The organism is Campylobacter rectus (assembly GCF_004803795.1).
GTDB lineage: Bacteria > Campylobacterota > Campylobacteria > Campylobacterales > Campylobacteraceae > Campylobacter_A > Campylobacter_A rectus.
In genome coordinates this window covers 397094-419326 of record NZ_CP012543.1, presented here as the reverse complement: position 1 = coordinate 419326, position 22233 = coordinate 397094, and the positions used below count along the sequence as shown (strand labels likewise).

The 22233-nt window shown below is 46.3% G+C and carries 15 protein-coding genes and 2 pseudogenes; 4 read left to right on the top strand and 13 right to left on the bottom strand.

What is annotated here, in order from left to right:
- Positions 1 to 324 precede the first annotated feature (324 nt).
- The 5 genes and pseudogenes from CRECT_RS02075 to CRECT_RS02055 form a co-directional block, all read right to left on the bottom strand.
- Positions 325 to 2766, bottom strand: coding sequence for a molybdopterin-dependent oxidoreductase (locus CRECT_RS02075; protein ID WP_004320521.1), 2442 nt, complete (start codon positions 2764 to 2766; stop codon positions 325 to 327).
- Positions 2708 to 2932 carry a hypothetical protein gene (locus tag CRECT_RS02070; protein WP_157752393.1) on the bottom strand — a complete coding sequence of 75 codons (225 nt, stop codon included), beginning with the start codon at positions 2930 to 2932 and terminating at the stop codon, positions 2708 to 2710. Before CRECT_RS02070 ends, CRECT_RS02075 begins: the two co-directional genes overlap by 59 nt.
- 313 nt (positions 2933 to 3245) lie before the next feature.
- Entirely contained in the window at positions 3246 to 3821 is a 576-nt protein-coding gene (locus tag CRECT_RS02065) for a hypothetical protein (RefSeq protein ID WP_004320539.1), read from the bottom strand.
- Positions 3822 to 4310: 489 nt separating this feature from the next.
- On the bottom strand, positions 4311 to 4826 hold the full coding sequence (gene luxS / locus CRECT_RS02060) for an S-ribosylhomocysteine lyase (RefSeq protein WP_004320534.1): 516 nt from the start codon (positions 4824 to 4826) through the stop codon (positions 4311 to 4313).
- A gap of 413 nt (positions 4827 to 5239) precedes the next feature.
- Positions 5240 to 5941, bottom strand: a pseudogene (locus CRECT_RS02055) (IS1595 family transposase).
- Between the two features lie 259 nt (positions 5942 to 6200).
- Between CRECT_RS02055 and CRECT_RS13160 the strand changes: the two are divergent.
- A pseudogene (locus tag CRECT_RS13160) lies at positions 6201 to 6383 on the top strand (hypothetical protein); the annotation flags it as partial.
- Positions 6384 to 6811: 428 nt separating this feature from the next.
- Here the strand turns inward: CRECT_RS13160 and fldA are convergent.
- From fldA to nifJ, 8 genes are all read right to left on the bottom strand, one after another.
- On the bottom strand, positions 6812 to 7303 hold the full coding sequence (gene fldA / locus CRECT_RS02045; protein ID WP_004318795.1) for a flavodoxin FldA: 492 nt from the start codon (positions 7301 to 7303) through the stop codon (positions 6812 to 6814).
- Between the two features lie 13 nt (positions 7304 to 7316).
- A complete protein-coding gene (locus tag CRECT_RS02040; protein WP_004318717.1) occupies positions 7317 to 8033 on the bottom strand; it encodes a hypothetical protein in 717 nt (238 codons plus the stop codon).
- 3 nt (positions 8034 to 8036) lie between these two features.
- Positions 8037 to 8357, bottom strand: a complete 321-nt coding sequence (locus CRECT_RS02035; RefSeq protein ID WP_004318881.1) for a DUF2325 domain-containing protein — start codon at positions 8355 to 8357, stop codon at positions 8037 to 8039.
- A 491-nt stretch (positions 8358 to 8848) separates the two neighbouring features.
- Positions 8849 to 10636, bottom strand: coding sequence for a M3 family metallopeptidase (locus CRECT_RS02030; protein ID WP_004318831.1), 1788 nt, complete (start codon positions 10634 to 10636; stop codon positions 8849 to 8851).
- An 8-nt stretch (positions 10637 to 10644) separates the two neighbouring features.
- Complete coding sequence (gene dcuC, locus CRECT_RS02025) at positions 10645 to 12039, bottom strand: C4-dicarboxylate transporter DcuC (RefSeq protein WP_004318860.1); 1395 nt, start codon at positions 12037 to 12039, stop codon at positions 10645 to 10647.
- Positions 12040 to 12577: 538 nt separating this feature from the next.
- Complete coding sequence (locus tag CRECT_RS02020; RefSeq protein WP_004318752.1) at positions 12578 to 13267, bottom strand: aspartate/glutamate racemase family protein; 690 nt, start codon at positions 13265 to 13267, stop codon at positions 12578 to 12580.
- 273 nt (positions 13268 to 13540) lie between these two features.
- Positions 13541 to 14059: a DNA-deoxyinosine glycosylase gene (locus tag CRECT_RS02015; protein ID WP_039887920.1), complete on the bottom strand. Its 519-nt coding sequence runs from the start codon at positions 14057 to 14059 to the stop codon at positions 13541 to 13543.
- Between the two features lie 284 nt (positions 14060 to 14343).
- Positions 14344 to 17925, bottom strand: coding sequence for a pyruvate:ferredoxin (flavodoxin) oxidoreductase (gene nifJ, locus CRECT_RS02010; RefSeq protein ID WP_004318812.1), 3582 nt, complete (start codon positions 17923 to 17925; stop codon positions 14344 to 14346).
- Between the two features lie 214 nt (positions 17926 to 18139).
- On the opposite strand from nifJ, the gene CRECT_RS02005 reads away from it, so the two are divergent.
- From CRECT_RS02005 to CRECT_RS01995, 3 genes are all read left to right on the top strand, one after another.
- Entirely contained in the window at positions 18140 to 19156 is a 1017-nt protein-coding gene (locus tag CRECT_RS02005; RefSeq protein WP_004318859.1) for an endo alpha-1,4 polygalactosaminidase, read from the top strand.
- 267 nt (positions 19157 to 19423) lie between these two features.
- Positions 19424 to 21043 carry an HAL/PAL/TAL family ammonia-lyase gene (locus CRECT_RS02000; protein WP_004318666.1) on the top strand — a complete coding sequence of 540 codons (1620 nt, stop codon included), beginning with the start codon at positions 19424 to 19426 and terminating at the stop codon, positions 21041 to 21043.
- 10 nt (positions 21044 to 21053) lie between these two features.
- Positions 21054 to 22217 (top strand): Opr family porin, encoded by a 1164-nt coding sequence (locus CRECT_RS01995; RefSeq protein WP_171992661.1) that lies wholly within the window; start codon positions 21054 to 21056, stop codon positions 22215 to 22217.
- Positions 22218 to 22233 lie beyond the last annotated feature (16 nt).

Below are 22233 nucleotides of genomic sequence, written 5' to 3'. Positions count from 1 at the left end.
GAAGTATCACGAGACGATTTTGAGAGTTGTGCAGAAATTTTAAGTCAGGGCTAGACGGATAGTCCGCCGCAAACTTAAAATTTTCCTCTGCTCGCAGTTGCAAATGTAACGAAGCAAAAATCTCTCTCAAAAACACTCGCGAAAAGATACGCAATCAAAAAAACATAAGCGGAAGTATTTTAAGATGGATTTGAAATGTTTTACTTCGCCTGCGGCTCGTAACTGCAAGCAGAAGCGACGAAAATTTCGTCCCAAGACTAGGCATATAGCCTGTCGCAGGGCGAAATTTTCTAGCTCATTCAAAGACGCTTAAAAAACGACGCACTAAATACTTTGTAGTATTTTAGGTTTTGAAAACGCCGTTATCGGCTTAATCTCGCCTTTAAATTTCTCAATCTGCGCTAGCACGGTGTGAGCCGAGTTGCTTTGCGCGAGACTTGACGTGCCTTTATCAAACGTAAGCACGTTTACGCAGCCGTGCTGGCAGAGGCTCTTTTCGCCCCATTTTTCAGGGTCGTACCACGCGCCCTCGCAGATAGCCACGACGCGCTCAGGCACGATGTCGGTGACTAGCACGCCCGCTAGTATCTCGCCGCGGTCGTTAAATACGCGTGCAACGTCGCCCGTGGCTAGGCTACGCTCTTTGGCGTCTTTAGGATTCATTAGCACCGGTTCTCTGCCGCTAACTTCGGCAAAATTTCTAATGATAGAGTTGTTTAGCTGACTGTGCAAGCGGTAGCGAGAGTGAGGGCTAACGACATGCAGCGGGTACTTTTTACTAGCGTTGCCTAGCCACTCTTTAGGCTCTATCCACGTAGGCATCGGCGGGCAGTCGGCGTAGTTCATCTTCGCTATCGTCGGAGAGTAAATTTCTATCTTACCCGACGGCGTGCCTAGACGGTTTTTAGCCGGATTTTCGCGGAAGGCCGCTAGGCGCGTATAAAGCTCGGTTTCCGTGTTGTCTTTTTCAAATCTCACGTAGCCTTTTTCATAAAATTCCTCAAAGCTAGGCATGCTCAAATTTAGCCCCTTAGCCTGCTCGCTCGCATCAGCGTAAAATTCCTTCATCCAGCCCAGCTCGTCCTTGTCCTCGCTAAATACCTCGCCTCTGCCCCAGCGTTTGCAAATTTGCTCGCAGATCCAAAAGTCGCTCCTGCTCTCGCCCATCGGCTCTATCGCAGGTTTATAGGTCACGATATATTCACCCGTCGAGCCGGTTTGGTTGATGTCGTTTCTCTCGATCTCGATAGCTACTGGTAGCACGATGTCGCTTAGTCTTGCAGTGCTAGTCCAGTATGGCTCGGCGGTGATAACGGTGTCAAATTTTCGCCACTGTTTTACGATGTTATTTACGTCTTGATGGCGCGTAAACATCGAGCCGCTCGCCATATACGCGACCCTCATATGCGGTAGCTTGATCTTAGTGCCGTCGTAGTCGATCTCCTTGCCGGGATGCTCTAGCGCCTCGATGCTGCGAGAGGACGGGATAGTGATGTTTTTAGTCGTTTTCCACGGCGCGCCGTCTATATTTTCGTATTTCTCGCTGATGCGCGTACTTAGGCCTTTTAGCACCGGAGCGATCTTGTCCGTAGCACCCGCAGAGCCGTATCCTAGGCTAAACTCAAATCCAAGCCCCTCTTTACCCACGTGTCCTAGCATCGCGTTTAGCACCACTAGCGCCCAGAAAGGCTGCTCGCCGTGGTCGGCTCTTTGTAACGCGCGGCCGATCAGCACGGTCGTAGGCTCCTTAGCCAGATGCGTCGCAAACTGCGCTATCGTGCCCGCAGGTACGCCGCAAATTTTGCTCGCCCATTCGATATCTTTTACGACTTTGTCCTGCGTGCCAAGGAAGTAGTCTTTAAATTTATTAAATCCGACCGTGTATTTTTTGATAAATTCCTCGTCGTAGAGGTTGTTCGTAAATAGATAATGGCACATACCGATGATGAGCGCGGTGTCGGTATTCGGGCGTACGATGATGTTTTCGCTGCCGTAGTAGCGCGCGGTGTCGTTTATCATGACGTTTACGCTATATGTTTTGATGCCGGCTTTTTTGAGCTCCTGCATGCCTACGTAGCCGTCGTGAGTCGGAGGCACTGATGAGATTTGATTCGTCACGATAGGATCGGTACCCCAAAATACTACGTTTTTGGCGTTTTTGACGACGGCTTTCCACTTCGTCGGCGTGTCGTAAACCGCACTACCGCCTAACACGTGAGGCATGATGACCAGACCCGCTCCCGTCGAGTAGTCGCCGCTTTCCTCCACGTAGCCGCCTAGCACCTTTAGCATCCTGTGCGCGACCGTACGACCCCAGCTGACCTTGCCGCTACCGCCCCACCAGTAGCACTCGCCGTAGATCGCCTCGGCACCGTATTTGTCGAAGTTTTCTTTCAAAGCCTTTGCGGCTAGATCAAGCGCTACGTCCCAGCTAACGCGCACGAACTCCTCTTTACCTCGCAGTTCGCTCTTTGCCGCGCCTTTTGCTTTTAGATAGCTTTTGCGTACCATCGGATAGAGCACGCGGTTTTCGTTCTGCACGGAATCAGGCAGGCTATAGTTCATCGTATTTGGAAATTTATCGCCCTCAAATTCGCTAACCGAAACGATCTGCGATGAGTTTAAATTTACCCAAAACGGGCCGAATCTGTTTGCGCCGAATACTTTTTTGTTGTCGAAAATCGTCTGCTTGACGCCCTCTATCCTACTAGCCTGTGCAGCCGTAGCCGCCAAGGCCGAAAATTTGATGAAATCTCGTCTTTTCATCGGTTTCTCCCTTATTTAATTCTCGCAGGAGCAAGCCCCTGCTGCGAACAGAGAGCATAATACTCCCTGCCCCCTTCTGCTTGCAGTTGCGAAGTCGCATACCCAAGCAAAGCCAAAGCACGTCGATACTTGCGGCATCGGCGCAATTAGGCAACTCGTTTTCCATTATTTGCTTTTTAAAACCTATATTTTATCAATGAAGCTCGCTCGTTTTCTTTGTAACGTTGGGTTGTTTGGCGAGCGCGACGCTGGCAAAAACCGCTGCATAAATTTAGCTAATAGCGTTAAATTTGCCGCCGTCAAAGTATAAAATCCCAAATAAATCCAAATTTAAAGAACAAATATCGCAAAATTTTACATTTCGAGCGACGAGCAAATTTGAGCTTGACGCTAGTAAATAAAATTTTAAGCAAAAGCGCCGCAAATATCCGAAAATCTCATACTCAAATGCTCAAATTTTACTGCCGCGCGCCAAAGCTCTATTCTACAGCTTTTGCGTTATGCTGCAGGTATTTCACGATCAAATTTAGATCCGTTTCATCAAGAGCGACGAATCCGGACTCAATCATACCCTGTAAATTGCCCGGCCACTGAGCCGCCGTGAAGCTATTTGGCTCGTGCAGTCGGTGACACGGCGAGCAAGCCTCCTCGTATTTTTGTTGGGCTTGCTTATACAGCGTGTTAGCGTCGTTTCCAAGGGCGTCCGCGGCGATTTCATACGTGCCCTCGACCTCATACCAAATTTCGCCGTAGTCGTCCTCCACTTCTTTTATTTTCTTAAAATTTGCCTCGTTTTCATCGTCAAAAACCGTGAAAATCTCGGCGTTTTTGACGCTTCGCTGTATCTGGGCTATGTAGTTTCCCGAGACGGCGCCCTTTACGCTGATCTTGGCTTTCGCTCCTTCTTTTGCGATCACCTCGACAGGCGTTAGAACTTCGATTTTACCAACCTTTTTGCCGCCTAGCGATATCTCGGCGGTTTTGGTCAAAACCTCGGCGTTTAAGCATATCGCAGTCACACAAGCTACAATCAAAGCTAAATTGAGATTTTTCATTGCATTTCCTTAATGAATTTGACTAATATAATTTTATAAATTTATAGCTTAAAATTATATCATTATATTTTTATTACTATTTAGCATTTATATGTGAAAAATATTTTGGATTTATGAGGCATAGCGATTAAAAATGGGATTTTTATAAATTTGAACAAATTTAGCTTAGCAAATCCGAGTAAATTTCGAGAATAAAATTAGAGTAAAAAATGTCAAATAATTTCATAAAAGTGTGTAAATTTTACTCAAATTTAAATATATCGCAAATTTAAAAACTAAAAAATATCGATGTTTTTTAAAATTTTTAGTTAAATTTAAAATTCAAAGCACTTTATCAGAACCGCAGTTAGAGCTAGTTTTATAAATCATTGAAATGCGATAAAAATTTATGTAAATTTAACGGCTTTCTAACCAAAATCCGTAAAATTTAAGAAAAATTTGATCGCTAGCGAGCTAAAACTCGCGAAAAATAGTCGAATTTAGCGCGCTTTAGCGCTTTTTGAGCCTCATCGCAGCGATGTCTAGCGCGATCTCTTTGTTATCTATCGTGATGAGCCCGCACTTTAAAATTTTACTCGCGATCTCGTGCGCTTCATCCAGCGAGTGCATCTTGTATGTGCCGCACTGGTAAATGTTTAGCTCAGGGATATCCTCTTGATTTTTGACGCCCAAAATATCTTTCATCGACGCCGTCCATGCCTCTTTGACCGTTTCCTCGCTCGGCACGCCGATCACACTCATATAAAATCCCGTTCTGCAACCCATCGGCGAAATATCGATGATCTCGACTTCGTTGCCGTTTAGATGCTCGCGCATAAAGCCCGCAAATAGGTGCTCTAGCGTGTGCGTGCCTTTTTCGGGCATAATTTCCTCGTTCGGCTTGCAAAAACGCAAATCAAACACGCTTATATCGTCACCTTTAGGCGTTTTCATCGTCTTTGCCAGACGCACGCCGGGCGCTTTCATCTTGACGTGATCGACGCAAAAGCTATCAAGCAGCGGCATATTTTCTCCTTTTTTGAGCGTAAATTCGGTTTGATTGTAGCTAAATTTACTAAATTTTAGCTCAAATTTGAGATTGCCAAAAGGAGCCGGAAGTAGATTTATACTACGTTTTAAACAAAATTTAGCGTGCTTGCGGCGTTTTGAGCGATATCAAATTCGTATCGGCGCGACTCAGTAGCAAAATTTATCGCTATTTGAAAGCGAATTTCGGCTTGCTTTATTTCGCCGCTTCGTCTTAGTTTGGCTCACTGCTTTTTTAAAATCAAACGACAAGATTTCGGGCGACCGTCGCTCGCATAGATTTGATGCGGTGCGGGATATAAATTTAGCGACTAAATTTAACGGCAAAAACTCGCTCTAATTTCATTTAAAGCCATTAAATTTGACCCTTGGCATAGAATAAATTTTAAGGCTCAATTAAACTTAAGCGGATTCTCTCTTATCAATTTTAACAGTTTCTGATATAAGTTTTCCTGTGTAGTTTTAGTATTATATCTAAATTCACACTCTTTAAGATGAAGTAAGAAATTCCCTTTCTTAATGCCTTTAAATTTAGCTAGTCTATGTTTAGCGTATCCCTAGAAATTCTCAATGCCATTTATATGGTTTTTCCCATTAGCGAATTCATTTTTGGAGTGTTTTACTCTGTAGTGTGCTTTGACTCCGTAATCAACTAAACCATCGTAAGCTTTCCAGCAATCAGAATATATAGTAGAGCTATCAAGCTCGCTATATTGCGATAATATAGGTATTAACTCACTAGCAGAGCAGTTTTTAACTATTTGAGTATAAACTTTGCCGTCTCTTTTAAGCATACCGAATACCGGTGTTTTATTTGCTGCACCTCTACCTCTTTTTCCTCTTACTCTTTTAGATCCGAAGTAACTTTCATCAATCTCAAAGCGAAGCTTCTAGGCTGGCTTGGAAATTTCACCGCTAAATTTACTTATCTTTTCACACTCTTTAGACATAAGAATTCTTATTTCTCTAAAGATTTTGCATAGTGTTACTTCTGAAATTTTAGTTAAATTTGATATCTTTGATGCTTCTATGTCTTCTGTAAAGTACTTGAGAATTTCTCTAAATTTCTTCTCTGAAATTCGGGAACGGACTATATATTTGTTTTTTAACTTCGCTACGCTCGTTACTTTTCAAGAACATAGTTCTCATCGTAACTTACTACTCCTTTGTGTGAGCTTAAGTTAAAGAGAGCCAATTTTAAAATCTAACATAAAAAACGAAATTTATGCAAAAATCGTATTTAGGCTAAAACGCTAAATTCAAATAGTCTTAAGACAAGCTAAAAACTTTCAAAGGAGTTTTTCAAAAAGAGTGCGCCGCATCGGTAGCAAGCAAAGCTCGACTAAGCACAAGAGCGATCTTGATAGCTCTACTAAGTATTTAGATTACTCAAAGGCTTATGACGGATTAGTCGATTACGCAAATTTAGCTCATTGCAGAGTAAAACACTTAAAGAATAAATTTTAACTACGCTATGCTTGTTACTTTACAAGATGCTAAAGGTAAAATCATATAAACGGTACAGAAAATTTTTGGCTGCGACTTATGTTGCTACCGCTTCTTAAAAAGCTACGAGCATAGCAAAGTAGAGCAGACGGGAATACGGCTAAACACAGATTATCTAAATTTAAAAGGATCTTCTCGAGTGTAACGACGGTAGCGATCTCGGGAAAGCTAAGAAAAGAGAATTTCTTGCTACACCTAAAGGAATGCGTTCCGCTCTGCGTTACTGCATTTAAGATGCAGCTACGAGCATAGCGAAGTAGAGTTTAGGCACAATACTAAAACTACACAGAAAAACTTATATCAAAATCTCTTAAAATTAATAAGAGGCCTTACAAGTAGTAACGCAAGTCGTAGCTAAAAAATCCGCTTAAGTTAATTGGGTCATAAATTTAAATACGAAATGAAGTAAAAATTTAAAAGAAAAATCGGGCGAAAAGCCCGACTAAAAGTATTAAATTTTAAGAGAAATGAGGTTTGATTTGCTCTATCCAAGCCAAAATTCTAGTCTCGGTTTTGTCGCTTTCGTTATCTGCATCCAGCGGCAGACCGATAAATTTACCGTCTCTTACAGCCTCTGATTCTTCGAAGCTGTAGCCGTCCGTAGATACCGCGCCCACGACGTTTGCACCGGCTTTTACTACCTCGTCGTAGAGCTTGCCCATCGCACCGCAAAAGCTATCCGCGTAGCCCTCCGCATCGCCGGTGCCAAATATCGCAACCGTCTTGCCGCCAAGCTTTAGTCCGCCAAAATCAAACGCATCCCAGTCGTCTTGCAAGTCGCCCGTACCCCAGGTCGAAACGCCCAGTATCAGCTTGTCAAAGCCGTTTAGCTTGGCCGCGTCGCAGTTTGCTACGTTTAAAAGCTCGTTTTCAAGCCCTAATTTCTCGGCTAAAAAGCCGGCCGCCTCTTCAGTATTTCCCATACTGCTTCCAAAAATGATGCCTATCATTTCAAATTTTCCTTTAAAAAATGTGATGACTTATGGTGTAGGGCACCAGTCGCAACGACTCGCCGCGTCCGCACTCCCATCTAACCTCGATGTAGCGCGAGAAATTCGCATTTCTCGGAGCTACGATGAACATCTTGTCAAACTCCCCGCCGCTAAGCGCTTCAAAGCCCCTGGCGATTTCGCGATTAGCAAGATGAAACCGCTCTTTTGTTATCTCCTTAAAGCACGGCACGACGCCAAAAAGCTTGCGACCGTCCTGCTCCGCGAAGATTATCCCATCTTGAAAATAAACGTTTTTATCAAAATGTTTGGCGCTTATTTTATCATAAACAAACTGAGAAAACATTGTATCGGCGTCAAAACATATTCCGTTTTGCGATTTTACCAAAAGGATTAGCTTGGCAGCAGGGTGTTTGGGAGAGACGGCTAGTGGCGGAATATCGTTAAATTTACCCGATCTATAGGCGCAGATGACGGCATTTGAAGCGAAGCAAAAACTTGAAACTTTATTTTGACTAAGATTTTTAAATTCGCAAAGATCTTTTATGCGTTTTAAGAAAATTTCCTCCAAATTTAGGCCCGAATACGCATAAATCAGAGGAATTTTCAGCCCGTCTTGGACACAGCGATTATATAAAATTAGAAAAATTCGGGCTTTATTTATCCTATCAAGCCCTGAAAAAATACTTGGAGTTATTTCTCCAATACCTGATAAAAAGCCGAATTTCATCTATTAGTCTTTTACCTTGCAGCATCCGAATTCCTTATCTAGTCCAAAGACTTTGCAATACTCGCTAAACACGCAGCTGACGCTTCTTTTGGCGCAAACGATAGGGATGTTGCGCTTTTTGGCCTGGCTTTTTATCGTTTTCATCGTGTTGTGATTTAGAAAACTCGTCAGCATCACGACGCACTCGGTATCTTGCGGGATAGGTTTGCGATTTACGCGGTTTTCGTTACGCGCATCCCAGTGCTCAATCGCTTCTGCACCAAGGTCTTTTAAAACGGCTTTTATGGGCGTTATCTCGTCGGCTCCGATAACTAAAACTGACATATTTGATCTCCTATTTATTTGATTGTGATTATTATAAAATAGATTAACTAAAAAATAGCTTAGTTATGATAGTTATTATCAGTTTAATAGAAATTTGTAACGTTTATTAAAAAACGGTAATAAATTTTAAATTTGATCGCTTTGTTTTTACTTTTCGGTTCGTTAAATTTATAAATTTTTGCCCGAGAATCGGTTAAAATTTGGTAGTTTTTTTATTAAAATTAACGGTATTCGTATTTTAGAAGTGAAAAATAATGCGAGCGGTTACTCGGTATTTTTGGCTTTTTAGTTTTTCGGTTAAAAATCAAGAGCAAATCAATTTAACCCGCAATACTCCGCTTTTTCCGCCTAAACACGTCTTTGTCTTATTTTCCGGGTAAATTTTACTGCAAAAATCAAATTTTCTCATCTAAACAAACCCTTGATCACGGTTATCTTTAATACGCCCAAGTCTAAATTTGCTGCAAATTTAGACTTAAAACGGCTCAAATTTACCCGCCCGAATTTGCCGTCTTATCAAGCTCCATCTGCTTTTCGAGCCGCTTAAACTCGTCCGCATAAATGAGCGCATTATCGACGCACTCAAGCCAAAACTCCCGCGTTCGCGCATCCTTGCCGAAGTGCTTTTGCAATAGCTCCTCGACGCTCATCACTCCGCACTCTCGCAAAAACGCCTTGTATGCGCCGATAAATTTATCGCCCGCGCGCCTAAACTCGCCCAGCAAAAACTGCGAGAGCAGGTAGCCGACAGTGTAGGGATAGTTGTAGATGTATTGATCGGTTTTGTAAAAATGCAGCTTAAAATACGGCAAAAAGCCCTCCGCGTCCTGCGTCGTATCGCCGTAACGGCCTAGCCACGCCTTTTGCATGAGCTCCTCTATCTGCGCCGCGCCGACCGCGCCCTTTTGCCTAGCTTTTAAAAAAGCGATCTCAAAATCAAACCGCGCGCCGATGTGTAGCATGAAATTTGCCGCCGATTTTAGCTCTTGCCACAAGATATCAAAGAGCAAATTTTTATCCGAGCTGTTTTTTCGCAGATAGTTTCGCAGCACGGCTTCGTTAAAGGTGCTGGCAGCCTCCGCCAGCGTCATAGGAAACTGCGTGTGCAGCGCGGGCAGATCGCGCATGATCCAGTAGTGCCATGCGTGTCCGAGCTCGTGCGCCTGCTGGATCATATGCGCCTGCGTGCCCATGTAGCTAGAAAAAACGCGCGGCTGCCGAAATTTATCAAATCTCGTATAAAACGCGCCGCCTGCTTTGTTTTCGCGTACCTGCGCCTCGATCCAGCACTTCTGCAGCATCATTTTGATAAACTCAGGTATCTCCTCGCTAACCTCGCCCAGAGCCGCACAGATCGTCTCTATCGCCCGCTCATAGGGGATATCATCAGCGCTAGCAAAGGGAGATGGCGCGAGTAGATCGCAGGCGTAAATTTTACCCTGCGGAAAGTACTTCGCGCGCAGGCTCACGCACTCTCTTATTTTATCCATTCTTTGATCTAGCGCCGCAAACATCGCCGTTACGGCCTGCTCGCTGATTTTATTTTGCTGCAGGCTAGGCGTCAGAATATCCGTCCCCGCTGCACTAAATTCGCCCAGCCTAAAGCCCTGAAGCAAATTTAAAACGTCGACGTACAAACTCGCGTGCTTAGCGTAATGCTCCGCCAGTCCCTCAAACACGCTCTTTCGCAGCGCCGCATCGGGCGAGCCCTTTAAAACGCCCCCGCATTTTGAGAGATTATAGATGCTTTTTACGCCGTTTTTATCCGTAGCCTGCACGGCGATGAGGTTGTTTAGATGCCTAAATACGCCGTAAAGCGGAGCGAAACTGCTAGCCGCTGCGTCTTCGTAAATTTTACGCTCTTTTTCGTCAAATTTAGCCCGCCAGCTATTTTTGCGCTCGTCGTAGAGAAATTTTATCCGCGCAAACTCCTGCGTTTGGCGCGCGGTATCAGAGGGATCCAGCTCGTCTATCTTTTCAAAAATAATCTCTTTGATCCGCTCAAGACGCAAAAATTTCTCCCTGATTTTCGCCTCGACAGCACCTGCTCGCTCGTCTTTGGTGTCGTCGCTTGATTTGCAGCGGCAAAACGCGAGCAAGGAATTCGCCTCCTCAAAGCCGCGCTCGTACGCGTTTATCAGCAAATTTAGCCCGCCGCCCGCGCCTAGCAGCCCCTCTATCTCGCCTAAAATTTCGTCTAAATTTGACAGCGCATCCGCAAATCTCGCGTCGTCAAAATCGCCGTACGCGTCCTCAAACGTCCATCTAGGAAGCTCCATTTTACGCCTCACAACGAGAGTAAAAATACGAAAATATGGTGGCTAAGCAGACCCAAGACCGCCGGCACACTGCAACGTTTGACGATATCGAGCGGACTGCACTTTAGCATGCCCGCTATTGCGACGACCACGCCTGCTACGGGCGATAGAGGGCGAGCGATAGTCGAGGCCTGATGCATCGGTAGCACGAGCATCACGGAGCTCACGTTTAGCTTAGCCGCGATATGCGGCACCATCTCGATGAGCGGGTAGAAGCTCGCGCCGTTTGAGCCGGATATGATCGTAACAAGCGTCGTAATGACGACGAAAAGCACCGACATACCAAAGCCGCCAAAGCCAAGCGAATTTGCGAGCTTTACGATGCTATCGAGCATGCCTAGAGCCTTAAAGCCTTCTGCAAATACGCCCGCTGCGATGATAAGGATCACGACGCCGCTTAGGCTCTTGCCCATCGCTTGGAAAAATACCTTGACCCCCTCGGCAATCGGGTCAAATTTGAATCTATGCTTGAGCGCTTCAAAAAGCATCGCGATGACGACCGAAAGGATGATGATCGCCGAGATGTCAAGCTTGATAGAAGCGATGCAGTACTGCGAAAATACGACCACCAAAATCATCGGTAAAAACGGCAGTATCGCGTAAATTTTAGGCGCGGCAGCCTCGGGATTTTGCACGGCGCCGTCAAATTCCATCACTTCGCCCACGTGCTCGCTGCACACCCAGCCCTCTTTTCTATCCAGATATCTGTTCCAAAAAACGAGCGCGATGCCCATCACGATCGAAGTCGGAAGCGCGGCCGGAATTTTATAGATGAAAACGTAATCTAAAATGCTAAGCTGCGTAGCTTTCGCGGCGGCGGCGGTCGATGCGCCGATGAGCACCATCGATGCGGCTCCCGACATCGCGCAGATCGAGCCTACGGTGAGCTTGTTTAGCCCAAGCGAGATGAGCACGGGTCCTAGCAGCGCAAGACATAGCACGCCAAGCCCCACCGCGCTAGTGATAACCATGCTGATGAGCTTAGCCACCGCAAATGCGACGAATACCATGACGTACGGGTTTTTGATCCTAGCAAAGCGCTTCGTAGCGATAGAGACGAAAGCGTGGTTCGCGCCGATATGCGTCATGTAGCTCGCAAAGCCCACCATAAACATGATGATAAGACCTAAATTTGCAAATCTGTTTGAGAACATATATCGGATAAATTCGATGATATTTAGGTAGGCATTGCCCGTCGCTACGGCCTGTTTGGGCATGAAGCTTCCCGTGCCCAGCGCGACCGAACAGATCAACATAAAAACGCCCGAAAGAAAAAGCACGAGCGGCGCGTACTTGCCTCGCACTATCGCCCAGCCCACGATAAACAGCACCACCGTGCCGATAATAATGCCCGCAGCAGCCATATTTTGCTCCTTTTTAGTGTTTTTGTGTATTAAATCCAGAGCAAATTTTACTACAAATGTTGATATATTAAGCTAAAATAAAAATTATTTTTTAATTTTTTTAGACTACTCTTATTTTATGTAACTTTGATTTTTATTAAGATTTTAAACTAATGTGCGAGAATTTGACGTAAATTTTGCTGAAATTTGAGTTAGATTTAACGCTGCAAACAGCATAAAGCGCGCCAGAATTTGATAAATTTGCGCGGCTAGCGATAAAATAACACGCGACAAATATGCAGCGAACGCCGAGCATTAAAGCCTACAGGCGACATTTTGGCTAAATTTGGGTTAAATTTTTATGCTCTTTACGCTACATTGGGCAATATAAATTTATGCGTACCAATCTCATTGCGCGCATAAATTTATAGACTACCTCGCCAACTTAGTCGCTACTATGTTTGTCCGCCTGTATTTCAAAGCCGAAATTTGTTAAACAAGCTTTTTTGTCCTTATTTTAAGCCATTAAGCGTCTAAGCGTGCCGTAAAATCTAAACACCTACGACAGCGCCAGCCCTACAGCCTCGTCGATGTGTATCTGCGTCGTATCAAAAAGCCGCACGTCCGTATCCGCCTGCGATACCAGCATACCGATCTCGGTGCAGCCCAGTATCGCGCCTTGCGCACCCGCATCCGCCATTTTGTCTATCACGCGCAAAAAATCCCGCTTTGAGTCGGGCGAAATTTTACCCAGGCAAAGCTCTTTAAAGATGACGTCATTTATCATGCGCATATCCTCCGCATTCGGGATTAGCACGTTCACGCCGCCCTTTTGCAGCGTCTCTTTATAAAAGCTCTCCTTCATCGTGTAAATAGTGCCAAGTAGGCCTACGCGCTGCACACCGCTTGCAAGGAGTCGTTTCAGCGTAGCCTGCGCTATATGCACCACGGGCACGCTCACAGCGCTTTGCACGGCGTCAAAGCACTTATGCATCGTGTTTGTGCAGATGAAAATGAAATCACACCCGCCGCCCTGCAATATCCTCGCGTGTCGCGCCAAAATTTCGCCCGCCGCATCCCATCTGTTTTCGCGCTGGCAGGCCTCGATCTCCTCAAAATTTAGACTGCTAAGCAGGATCTCAGCGCTATTTAGCGCGCCCAGCCGCTCGTTTACTTTGCGGTTTATCTGCTCGTAGTAACTCATTGTGGACTCATAGCTCATCCCACCGATCAGGCCGATCTTTTTCATTTTCGCTCCTTAAAATTTTGGGCTAAATTTTAGGATTTGAAATTTAATCTAAGATAAAATCGCGCGAAATCTGATCCCAACAACCATTCTGTAATCATCGTCCAACAGACATATACCCCGCTACAACAGACTGGTTTTGTCAAGCAATGTTACTGCAAAAACCAATTTTAAGTTTTTATGTTAAAAATTACATTCAAATTTTTATTTATATCTAAGCCATACTGAAAACCGTTAGGGCCAGACCGAATTTGCGATTAAATTTGATTTCGCCCGTCAAATTTCGATGCCTTTTAACGCGTTCGTGACGACCATCCACTCGCGCACAAGCCTTTCAAAACTAAAATTTGCATTCGCGGGGCTCGTGGACGGTAGCTTGACGGGTCCTTTGCCGGTTGCGTTTAAAATTTGAGTTTTTAGGTATTTTTCGCAGATTTCGTGCGCCTTGCCGCCGTTTGCGAATACCTGCGCTATGCGCGCTCCACCAAAGATCGACTTTAAATTTGCGGGCACGACGGCGGTCATTTTGGCGTCGCTCGAGCCCTTTATCTCGCAGCAGATCGCAGCGTCGTAGATGGCGATGCCGTGGGCGAGTAGGAATTTTATCTTTTCCTCCGTGCTCGCAGGCGGCGGCACGTTTAAAATTTGCGCCAGCACCCGCCAAAAGCGATTTTGCGGATTTGTGTAGTAAAAGCCAAATTTACGAGAAACGACGGAGGGAAAAGAACCGAGGATCAAAATTTTAGAATTTTGATCGAAAATCGGCTTAAAAGGATGGGTTTGCATCTCGCTCATCGCGCGCCTTTTAAATGTTTTTAAAACTAATGCCGCCAAATTTATCCGCCATTTTCGCTCCTTAGATTATATGAATTTGGGTATAAATTTTAATCAAAGCGGCTCAAATTTCGCCGCTCAAAGTAACTCGCGAAATTTATTAGAATTTCGAGAGAAAAAACAAATTTGGTCGTTAATTGGCGACTAAATTTAAAGGCGCAAACTAAAATCTCATATGCCGAATTTCATTAAATTTAAAGATATTTTCTCCCGCCCATCAAATTTGAGCGAGAGAAATTTGCGCCCTATTCGGCACTTTCGGCAGTCTCCGCGCTAGACTCGACCTCATCGCTAAAGTCAGCCAAGCTTAGGCGTTTTAGCTGGCGGTAGCGTCTTTGCGCGTCGGCCTTGTTTTTAGCCAGCAGCTCGTCCGCGTGCTCAGGGTTGGTTTTCTTAAGCGAGTTATAGCGAACCTCGTTTAGCAAAAACTCCTCGTAAAGCGACCAGTCGGGCTCTTTTGAGGTCATTTTGAGCGGATTTTTGCCCTCTTTGATTAGGCGCGGGTCGTAGACGTAGGTCGGCCAGTAGCCGCATTTGGTCGCTAGCTCGCCCTGATCGCCCGAGAGCGCCATACCGCCCTTGATACCGTGCGCGATGCACGGCGAATACGCGATCACGAGGCTCGGACCATCGTAGGCCTCGGCTGCGGCGATGGCTTTTATCGTGTTTGCCTGGCTCGCGTTTGAGTTGATCTGCGCGACGAAGATATTTCCGTAGGTCATCGCGATGTAGCCCAGATCCTTTTTCTGCATCGGCTTGCCGCTAGCGGTAAACTGCGCTATTGAGCCTGCACGGCTAGATTTTGAGCTTTGGCCGCCGGTGTTTGAGTACACCTCGGTATCTAGCACCAGTACGTTTACGTTCTCGCCGCTAGCTAGTACGTGATCAAGCCCGCCAAAGCCGATGTCGTAGGCCCAACCGTCGCCGCCGATGATCCACTGGGATTTTTTGACGAGGTATCTTTTTAGCTCTAAAATTTCTTTTACGCCGGGAACGCTTAAATTTTGCTCCAAAAGAGGAGTCAAAATTTTAGCGATTTGCGTCGTTTTCTCGCCGTCGTTTTTGTGCGCGATCCAGTCGGAGTATAGCGCGGCTAGGGCATTTGGCGCGGCGTCTTTAGTGCGTAGCATTACGTCCTCGATACGGTGGCGCAGGGTCTCGACCGCGACGTTCATACCCATACCAAACTCCGCGTTATCCTCAAACAGCGAGTTTGCCCACGCTACGCCCTTGCCATCTTTGTTTGTCGTATAAGGCGTCGATGGCGCGCTACCGCCGTAAATCGAGCTGCATCCGGTGGCGTTTGCCACTATCATACGGTCGCCAAACAGCCTCGTAACAAGCCCTAGATAAGGCGTCTCGCCGCAACCCGGGCACGCGCCGTGAAACTCAAATAGCGGCTGAGCAAATCCCACGCCCTTGACGCTTTCTTTGCTCATCAGGTCGTCTTTGTAGGTTACTTTTTTAAATAAATAATCGGCGTTTTCCTGCTCGTTTTTCTCCATCTCCTCGGCTAGCGGCACCATGACGAGCGATTTTTCCTTGCTCGGGCAGTTTTGAGCGCACAGCTCGCAACCCGTGCAGTCCAGAGGGCTAACCTGGATTTTGTATTTTAGCCCTTTTACCTCTTTGCCCTTGGCGTCTAGGACGTGATCTTGCACGGTTTGAGGCGCGGCGGCGAGCTCGTTTTCATCGATGAGAAACGGCCTGATGACCGCGTGCGGGCAGACGAAGGCGCACTGGTTACACTGGATACAATTTTCCTCGATCCACTTAGGCACCATCACGCCGATACCGCGTTTTTCGTAGGCCGTAGTGCCTGATTTAAAGTGTCCGTCTTCAAAGCCAACAAACGCCGAAACGGGCAAGCTATCGCCCCTGGCGGCATTGATAGGTTTAACGATTTTTTCTATAAATTCATCGCCTACGTATTTTTCCTCGTTAGCGGCGTCATCCGTCAAATTTGCCCAGCTAGGATCGACCGCTACTTTAACTAGCCCATCCGCGCCCATATCGATAGCCTTGTAGTTCATCTCTACGATCGCTTCGCCCTTTTTGGCGTAGGCTTTGTGCGCGTACTCTTTCATGTATTTTTGTGCGTCGGCAAACGGGATGATGTCAGCTAGCTTAAAAAACGCCGACTGCATGATGGTGTTCGTGCGGTTTTTTAGCCCGATCTCGCGAGCTAGCTTAGTGGCGTTGATGATGTAGAAATTTACTCTTTTCTCGGCCAAAATTTTCTTGACCTTATTCGGCAGTTTAGCGATCGTTTGCTCGGCATCCCAGATCGAGTTTAGCAGGAACGTCCCGCCCTCGCGGATACCGTCTATGACGTCGTAAATTTCAAGATACGCCGCGACAGAGCAAGCTACGAAGTGCGGATTTGAGACGAGGTAGGTCGAGCGGATCGGGTTTTTGCCGAAACGCAGGTGCGAGCGCGTGTAGCCGCCTGATTTTTTGCTGTCGTAGGCAAAATACGCCTGCGCGTAAAGCTCGGTTTTATCGCCGATGATTTTGATGGAGTTTTTATTCGCCCCAACGGTACCGTCCGCGCCAAGACCGTAAAATAAGCACTCTTTTACGCTTGCGTCGCTTAGCGAAATTTTCTCGCCGACTTTTAGCGAGGTGAAGGTCACGTCGTCCTCGATACCGACGGTAAAGCCGTTTTTAGGCCCCTCTAAATTTAAGTTTTCAAAGACGGCTAGCATCTGCGCCGGACCCACATCCTTTGAGCTTAGGCCGTAGCGACCGCCCACGATCACGGGCTGATTTTTGCGTCCGTAAAACGCCGCCTTGACGTCCAGATATAGCGGCTCACCGAGGCTTCCGGGCTCTTTGGTGCGGTCTAGTACGGCGATCTTTTCTACCGTTTCAGGCATCACGTCAAAGAGGTATTTTAGGCTAAACGGACGGTATAGATGCACTTTTATCACGCCTACTTTTTCGCCCTTTGCACGTAGGTGATCGACGACTTCTTCTAGAGTTTGCGTTACCGAACCCATCGCGACCACGACGCGAGTAGCCTGCGGATCGCCGTAATAATTAAACGGCTTATAGTCGCGTCCCGTGATTTTTGAAATTTCTTTTAGATACTCGGCCACGATATCCGGCACCGCGTCGTAGTAGCGGTTGGATAACTCGCGCGTCTGAAAGTAGATGTCGTCGTTTTGAGCCGTGCCGCGAGTTTTCGGGCTCTCCGGACTTAGCGCCTCGTCTCTAAATTTACGCACGGCCTCGCGGTCTAGCAGCCTGTCAAAATGCTCGTAGTCTAGCACCTCGACCTTTTGTATCTCGTGGCTCGTGCGAAATCCGTCGAAAAAGTGCAAAAACGGCACGCGACCTTTGATCGCCGCTAGATGCGCGACGCCCGCGATATCCATAACCTCTTGCACCGAGCCGCTTGCCAGCATAGCAAATCCCGTTTGCCGACAGGCGTAGATGTCCTGATGATCGCCAAAGATAGAAAGCGCCTGGGCCGCCAGAGAGCGCGCGCTCACGTGGATAACGCCGGGTAGTAGCTGGCCTGCGATTTTGTACATATTCGGGATTTTTAACAAAAGCCCCTGCGAAGCCGTGTATGTAGTGGTTAGCGCGCCTACTTGCAGCGAGCCGTGCACGGTGCCCGCAGCCCCGCCCTCGCTTTGCATTTCGACGACTTTAACGGGCATACCGAATAAATTTTTCTTGCCCTGAGCCGCCCACATATCGGTATAATCGGCCATCGGCGAGCTAGGAGTGATCGGGTATATGCCCGCGACCTCGGTAAATGCATAAGATGCATATGCCGCAGCCTCGTTTCCGTCCATAGTTTTCATTATTTTAGCCATTTTTCCGCCTTAAATTTTCTTTACATCTTTTTAAAAATCTTTTATTATAGAGCTAATTTCCAAAATATCTTATTAATCCGCTGCTTTACATTTTCAAAAAGGGCAAAATTTAATAATCAAAAGCCATAAATTTTAGTTAAAATCAAAAAATATTTGACGGTTGATTTTAAAAATTTGCTAAAATTTAGCCGCTAAATTTATAACAAGGAGGCGTATGCGTAAAATTTTATCCGCACTGGTTGCGATTTTCGTCTTATGCCTTTGCGCCGCGGCGGTTGAAAATAGCACGAATGAAAATCGCGCAGGCGAAGCAAAATCTGCGATAGACTACCGCGAGGAGATGCGCCGCTTCGTCATCGCTATCTCGCAATACGGCAAAAAATTTGATAAAAATTTCATCGTCATCCCGCAAAACGGCCTTGAGCTCATTACCAAAGACGGCTCGGCTAGCGGCGAGCTACAGCAGGGCTACCTACGCGAGATCTCGGCCGTGGGCGCCGAGTCGCTGTTTTACGGCTACTCGGGCGACGACAAGCCCACCTCCGCCGACGCAAGCGAATACATGCTTAAGCTCTGCCGCCTCTACGCGCAAAACGGCGTGCGGGTGCTCGTTACCGATTATTGTTCCGCCGTGAGCGATGTGGACGCCTCGTACCGGCGCAATAAAGAAAACGGTTTTCTTTCTTTTGCTGCGGATAAACGCAACCTGACCGCCGTTCCAAAGTATCCAAACGCTCCGTATAACGCAAACGCCAAAGATATAAAAACGGTTTGGGATGCCGAAAACTTTTTGTATCTGATTAACAGCGAAAAATTTTCTACAAAACGGCAGTTTATCGATGCGCTCAAAAATACGGATTACGATATCATAATAATGGATTTGTTTCACTTCGAAAAAGCCTACGCTGCGTCCGAAATACGGGAGCTCAAAACAAAACGCAACGGCGGAAAGCGGCTTGTGATCTGCTATATGAGCATAGGGGAGGCGGAGGATTATCGGTATTATTGGAGCGACGCCTGGAAAGAGGGGAAGCCCGCCTGGCTTGCAGAGGAAAACCCGCACTGGAAAGGAAATTACGTCGTCAAATATTGGGATGCGGATTGGCAAAAAATAATTACGGGGAACGACGGGTCGTACCAAAAAAAGATCTTGGGCGCGGGTTTTGACGGCGTTTATCTTGACATAATCGATGCGTTTGAGTATTTTGAAAAAAGAAATAAAAACAAATAATCCTAATTTTACCTACTATTTATCTTTGTCGAACTTCATCTTATTCTTGAACACAAAAAGCCGCAAAAATATGCGCCAAATTAAATCTTAATTTTTATACTAAACAACCAATTCATTTTATCAACATTAGGCATGGTTAAAATTCTTAAATCTAACTAAAACTCCAATGCAATAACAACACATAAAATATAAATTTTACTAAAAAATTACTATTTAGAAATTATATTTATTTAATATTACGGTAAAACTTTATTTTAGGAGGAAACGATGAATATCGTCAGAAATTTATCTGTTGTAGCGGCGTTGGCATTAAGCCTAAATGCAAGCATTACGCTTGATGGTGAAAATTTAACATCCAAAGATATCGCGTATATTTCAAACGGAGCAAAAGTTGATATCAGCAAAAAAGCTATGCAAAAGGTCAAAAAGGCGCATGAAATTTTACTAAGCGCCGCAAAAGACGGGCAGAAAATTTACGGGCTTACCGTGGGCGTGGGGCTTAATAAAGACCGAAGCTTCGTCGATGCGAAAGGGAATTTGGACGCGGAAGTGATCGAGGCGTCTACGAAATTTAATATCGGGCTCATCCACGCGCACTGCGGCGGCGTAGGTGAGGATATGCCGCTAAAAACGGCTCGCGCGGTGCTTGCGACGAGGTTAAACAATATGCTATTCGCGGGCGCGGGCGTGCAGGAGGAGGTGATAAGCTTATACAAAGAATTTTTAAATCAAGACATCATCCCCGTAATGCCTAGCGTGGGCTCCATGGGCGAAGCCGACATCACGATTTTAGGTCACGTAGGGCTTGCGATGCTCGGAGAGGGCGAGGTGTATTACAAGGGCGAAAAGATGGCTGCCGCGCAGGCGCTGAAAAAAGCGGGGCTCAAGCCGCTCTCGCCGTTTGGCAAGGATAGCCTTTCGATTTTAAGCTCAAACGCCTACTCTGCGGCGCTTGCGAGCCTTGCGCTGGAGGATTTGAAGCACGCGGATAAGATGTCTAAGCTCGTCTTCGCCCTTAGCCTTGAGGCGCTAAACGGCAACGTCGCTCCGTTTTCGAGCGAGGCTGCGAGCCTAAGGCCGTTTCCGCAGTTTGAGGCCACAGCAAAGCAGATAAGAGAAATTTTAAAAGACAGCTATCTATGGGATAAGGACGATGCCAGAGCGCTGCAAGATCCGCTCAGCTACCGCGACGCGTCGTATTTCTTCGCCGCGATGAGCTCGTCCATACAGAGCCTTGAAAGCTTGATGAAAATCCAGCTCAACTCCTCCGACGACAATCCCGGAATTTTCATCGGCGAGCAGCCTGCGGGTGCAAAATTTCAAGAAAGCAAGCTCTTTACCAAAGGCGGCGCCGTCGTGCCTACGTCAAATTTTGAGCCGCTTTTGTGGGTGATAGAATTTGAAAAAGCATCCATCGTGCTCGCGCACAATTCAAAGGCCTCGTCGCTTCGCACGATCAAGCTATCGGATGATAACTTCACGCACCTAAGCCGCTTTTTAGGCACCGACAAGACCGTGCATGCATTCGGCGCGATGCAAAAGCCTTTCGTAGCGCTTGCGGGCGAGAACGAGTTTTTGGCAAATCCTGCGTCGCTTGATTACGTCCCCGTAGCGGGCAATATCGAAGACGTCGCGACCAATGCGCCTTTCGTGATGCAGAAATTTTTCAAGCAGATCGAAAATTTCTACTCGATCTTGGGCATGGAGCTCATCCACGCCGCGCAAGCGATCGATCTGAGAATGCAGCAAAATCCGAACCTAAAGCTCTCCGCGCAGACCAAAAAGCTCTACGAGCAGTATAGAAAAGTCGTAAAATTTATGGATACCGACCGACCTTTGACGGGCGATTTTAGAAATTCTGCGAAATTTTTAAAAGAGTATAAATAAGGATATGGCGATGAAAAAAAGCTTGATTTTAATCGCAGCGCTTGCATCTGTCGCAGTTGCCGGTAGCGAAAGTTTAGAGGATGCGTTTAAAAATGGAAAATTTAGCGGCGATATCACGGCCTGGTCCGAAAGCCGCCATATCAATAAAGGGCAAAAATCAACCTACTACGCCAACACCTCCTATATCGTAGGCTCTATAGGTCTTGGTTACGAAACCGATTTTTATAAAAATTTTAGGCTCGTGACCGGTTTTAGAGGCGCCGCGCCGCTATACGAGAGGCACAAAAACTTCCGCACGCTGCACGGCACGGGCGACTCTACAGAGAGGATCTACGAGCATGACCGTGTATTGCTTTCGACGCTTTATCTTGAATGGAACGCTTACGACACCTCCGTTAAGATCGGTCGTCAAGAGATGATAACCGACTGGATAGGTAGGTTTAACGACGGTGTGCGCATCACGAACAACTCCATTTCAAATTTGACGCTCGATGCGCTTTGGACGCGTGCGCAAGGAAGGGCGTCATATAAAGAGATGTGGGGCTTTAAATCTAGAAACAAAAAAAACGAAGGCGTCTTTAACGTGGGCGCTACATATAAATTCGACGGCGGATTTAGCGCTAAAGCTTATGTATTACATGCGAACGACGTCTTTGCGGGCGTGGGTAGTAAGGCGATGTATGACTGTACCATAAATGACGATTGGAGCGTGGGCGGTATGATCCACTATGCGCAAAGCGACGAGAAGAAGATAAAAGACGACGGCAAGATGTTTGAGGCTACGGCATACGCCAAATTTCAAGATCACAAGCTTACTCTTGGCTACACCAAATCAGGCAAGGCTATCGGCTGGGGTAGTTTAAATTTAACCGGCGATCACATCGTACCGTTTGAAGAGGGCGACGTGATGTATGAGCGGGACGCGAAGACATTTTACGCCATGCTAGATACCCAGATAGAAAAGCTAAATTTGACTGCGCTTGCCGGCACGACCATATATAAGCTTAAAGGCGGCGACGATACGAACTACAGACAGCACGAGCTTAGCGTATGGGCGAGCTATCCTTTGATGAAAAACTTAAAAGCGTTTATAGCTTACGATCAGGTCTTTAAAGCGCAGCCGGGATACCCGGCTCTCACTCAGATCGGCGCCGGGCTGAGTTATAGTTTTTAAAATTTAAAGGTAGAAA

Excerpts from the sequence above, each read along its gene's own strand:
- CRECT_RS02075 (WP_004320521.1), bottom strand. The coding sequence starts at position 2,766 with ATGAAAAGACGAGATTTCATCAAATTTTCGGCCTTGGCGGCTACGGCT.
- CRECT_RS02070 (WP_157752393.1), bottom strand. The coding sequence starts at position 2,932 with ATGGAAAACGAGTTGCCTAATTGCGCCGATGCCGCAAGTATCGACGTG.
- CRECT_RS02065 (WP_004320539.1), bottom strand. The coding sequence starts at position 3,821 with ATGAAAAATCTCAATTTAGCTTTGATTGTAGCTTGTGTGACTGCGATA.
- luxS (WP_004320534.1), bottom strand. The coding sequence starts at position 4,826 with ATGCCGCTGCTTGATAGCTTTTGCGTCGATCACGTCAAGATGAAAGCG.
- fldA (WP_004318795.1), bottom strand. The coding sequence starts at position 7,303 with ATGATAGGCATCATTTTTGGAAGCAGTATGGGAAATACTGAAGAGGCG.
- CRECT_RS02040 (WP_004318717.1), bottom strand. The coding sequence starts at position 8,033 with ATGAAATTCGGCTTTTTATCAGGTATTGGAGAAATAACTCCAAGTATT.
- CRECT_RS02035 (WP_004318881.1), bottom strand. The coding sequence starts at position 8,357 with ATGTCAGTTTTAGTTATCGGAGCCGACGAGATAACGCCCATAAAAGCC.
- CRECT_RS02030 (WP_004318831.1), bottom strand. The coding sequence starts at position 10,636 with ATGGAGCTTCCTAGATGGACGTTTGAGGACGCGTACGGCGATTTTGAC.
- dcuC (WP_004318860.1), bottom strand. The coding sequence starts at position 12,039 with ATGGCTGCTGCGGGCATTATTATCGGCACGGTGGTGCTGTTTATCGTG.
- CRECT_RS02020 (WP_004318752.1), bottom strand. The coding sequence starts at position 13,267 with ATGAAAAAGATCGGCCTGATCGGTGGGATGAGCTATGAGTCCACAATG.
- CRECT_RS02015 (WP_039887920.1), bottom strand. The coding sequence starts at position 14,059 with ATGAGCGAGATGCAAACCCATCCTTTTAAGCCGATTTTCGATCAAAAT.
- nifJ (WP_004318812.1), bottom strand. The coding sequence starts at position 17,925 with ATGGCTAAAATAATGAAAACTATGGACGGAAACGAGGCTGCGGCATAT.
- CRECT_RS02005 (WP_004318859.1), top strand. The coding sequence starts at position 18,140 with ATGCGTAAAATTTTATCCGCACTGGTTGCGATTTTCGTCTTATGCCTT.
- CRECT_RS02000 (WP_004318666.1), top strand. The coding sequence starts at position 19,424 with ATGAATATCGTCAGAAATTTATCTGTTGTAGCGGCGTTGGCATTAAGC.
- CRECT_RS01995 (WP_171992661.1), top strand. The coding sequence starts at position 21,054 with ATGAAAAAAAGCTTGATTTTAATCGCAGCGCTTGCATCTGTCGCAGTT.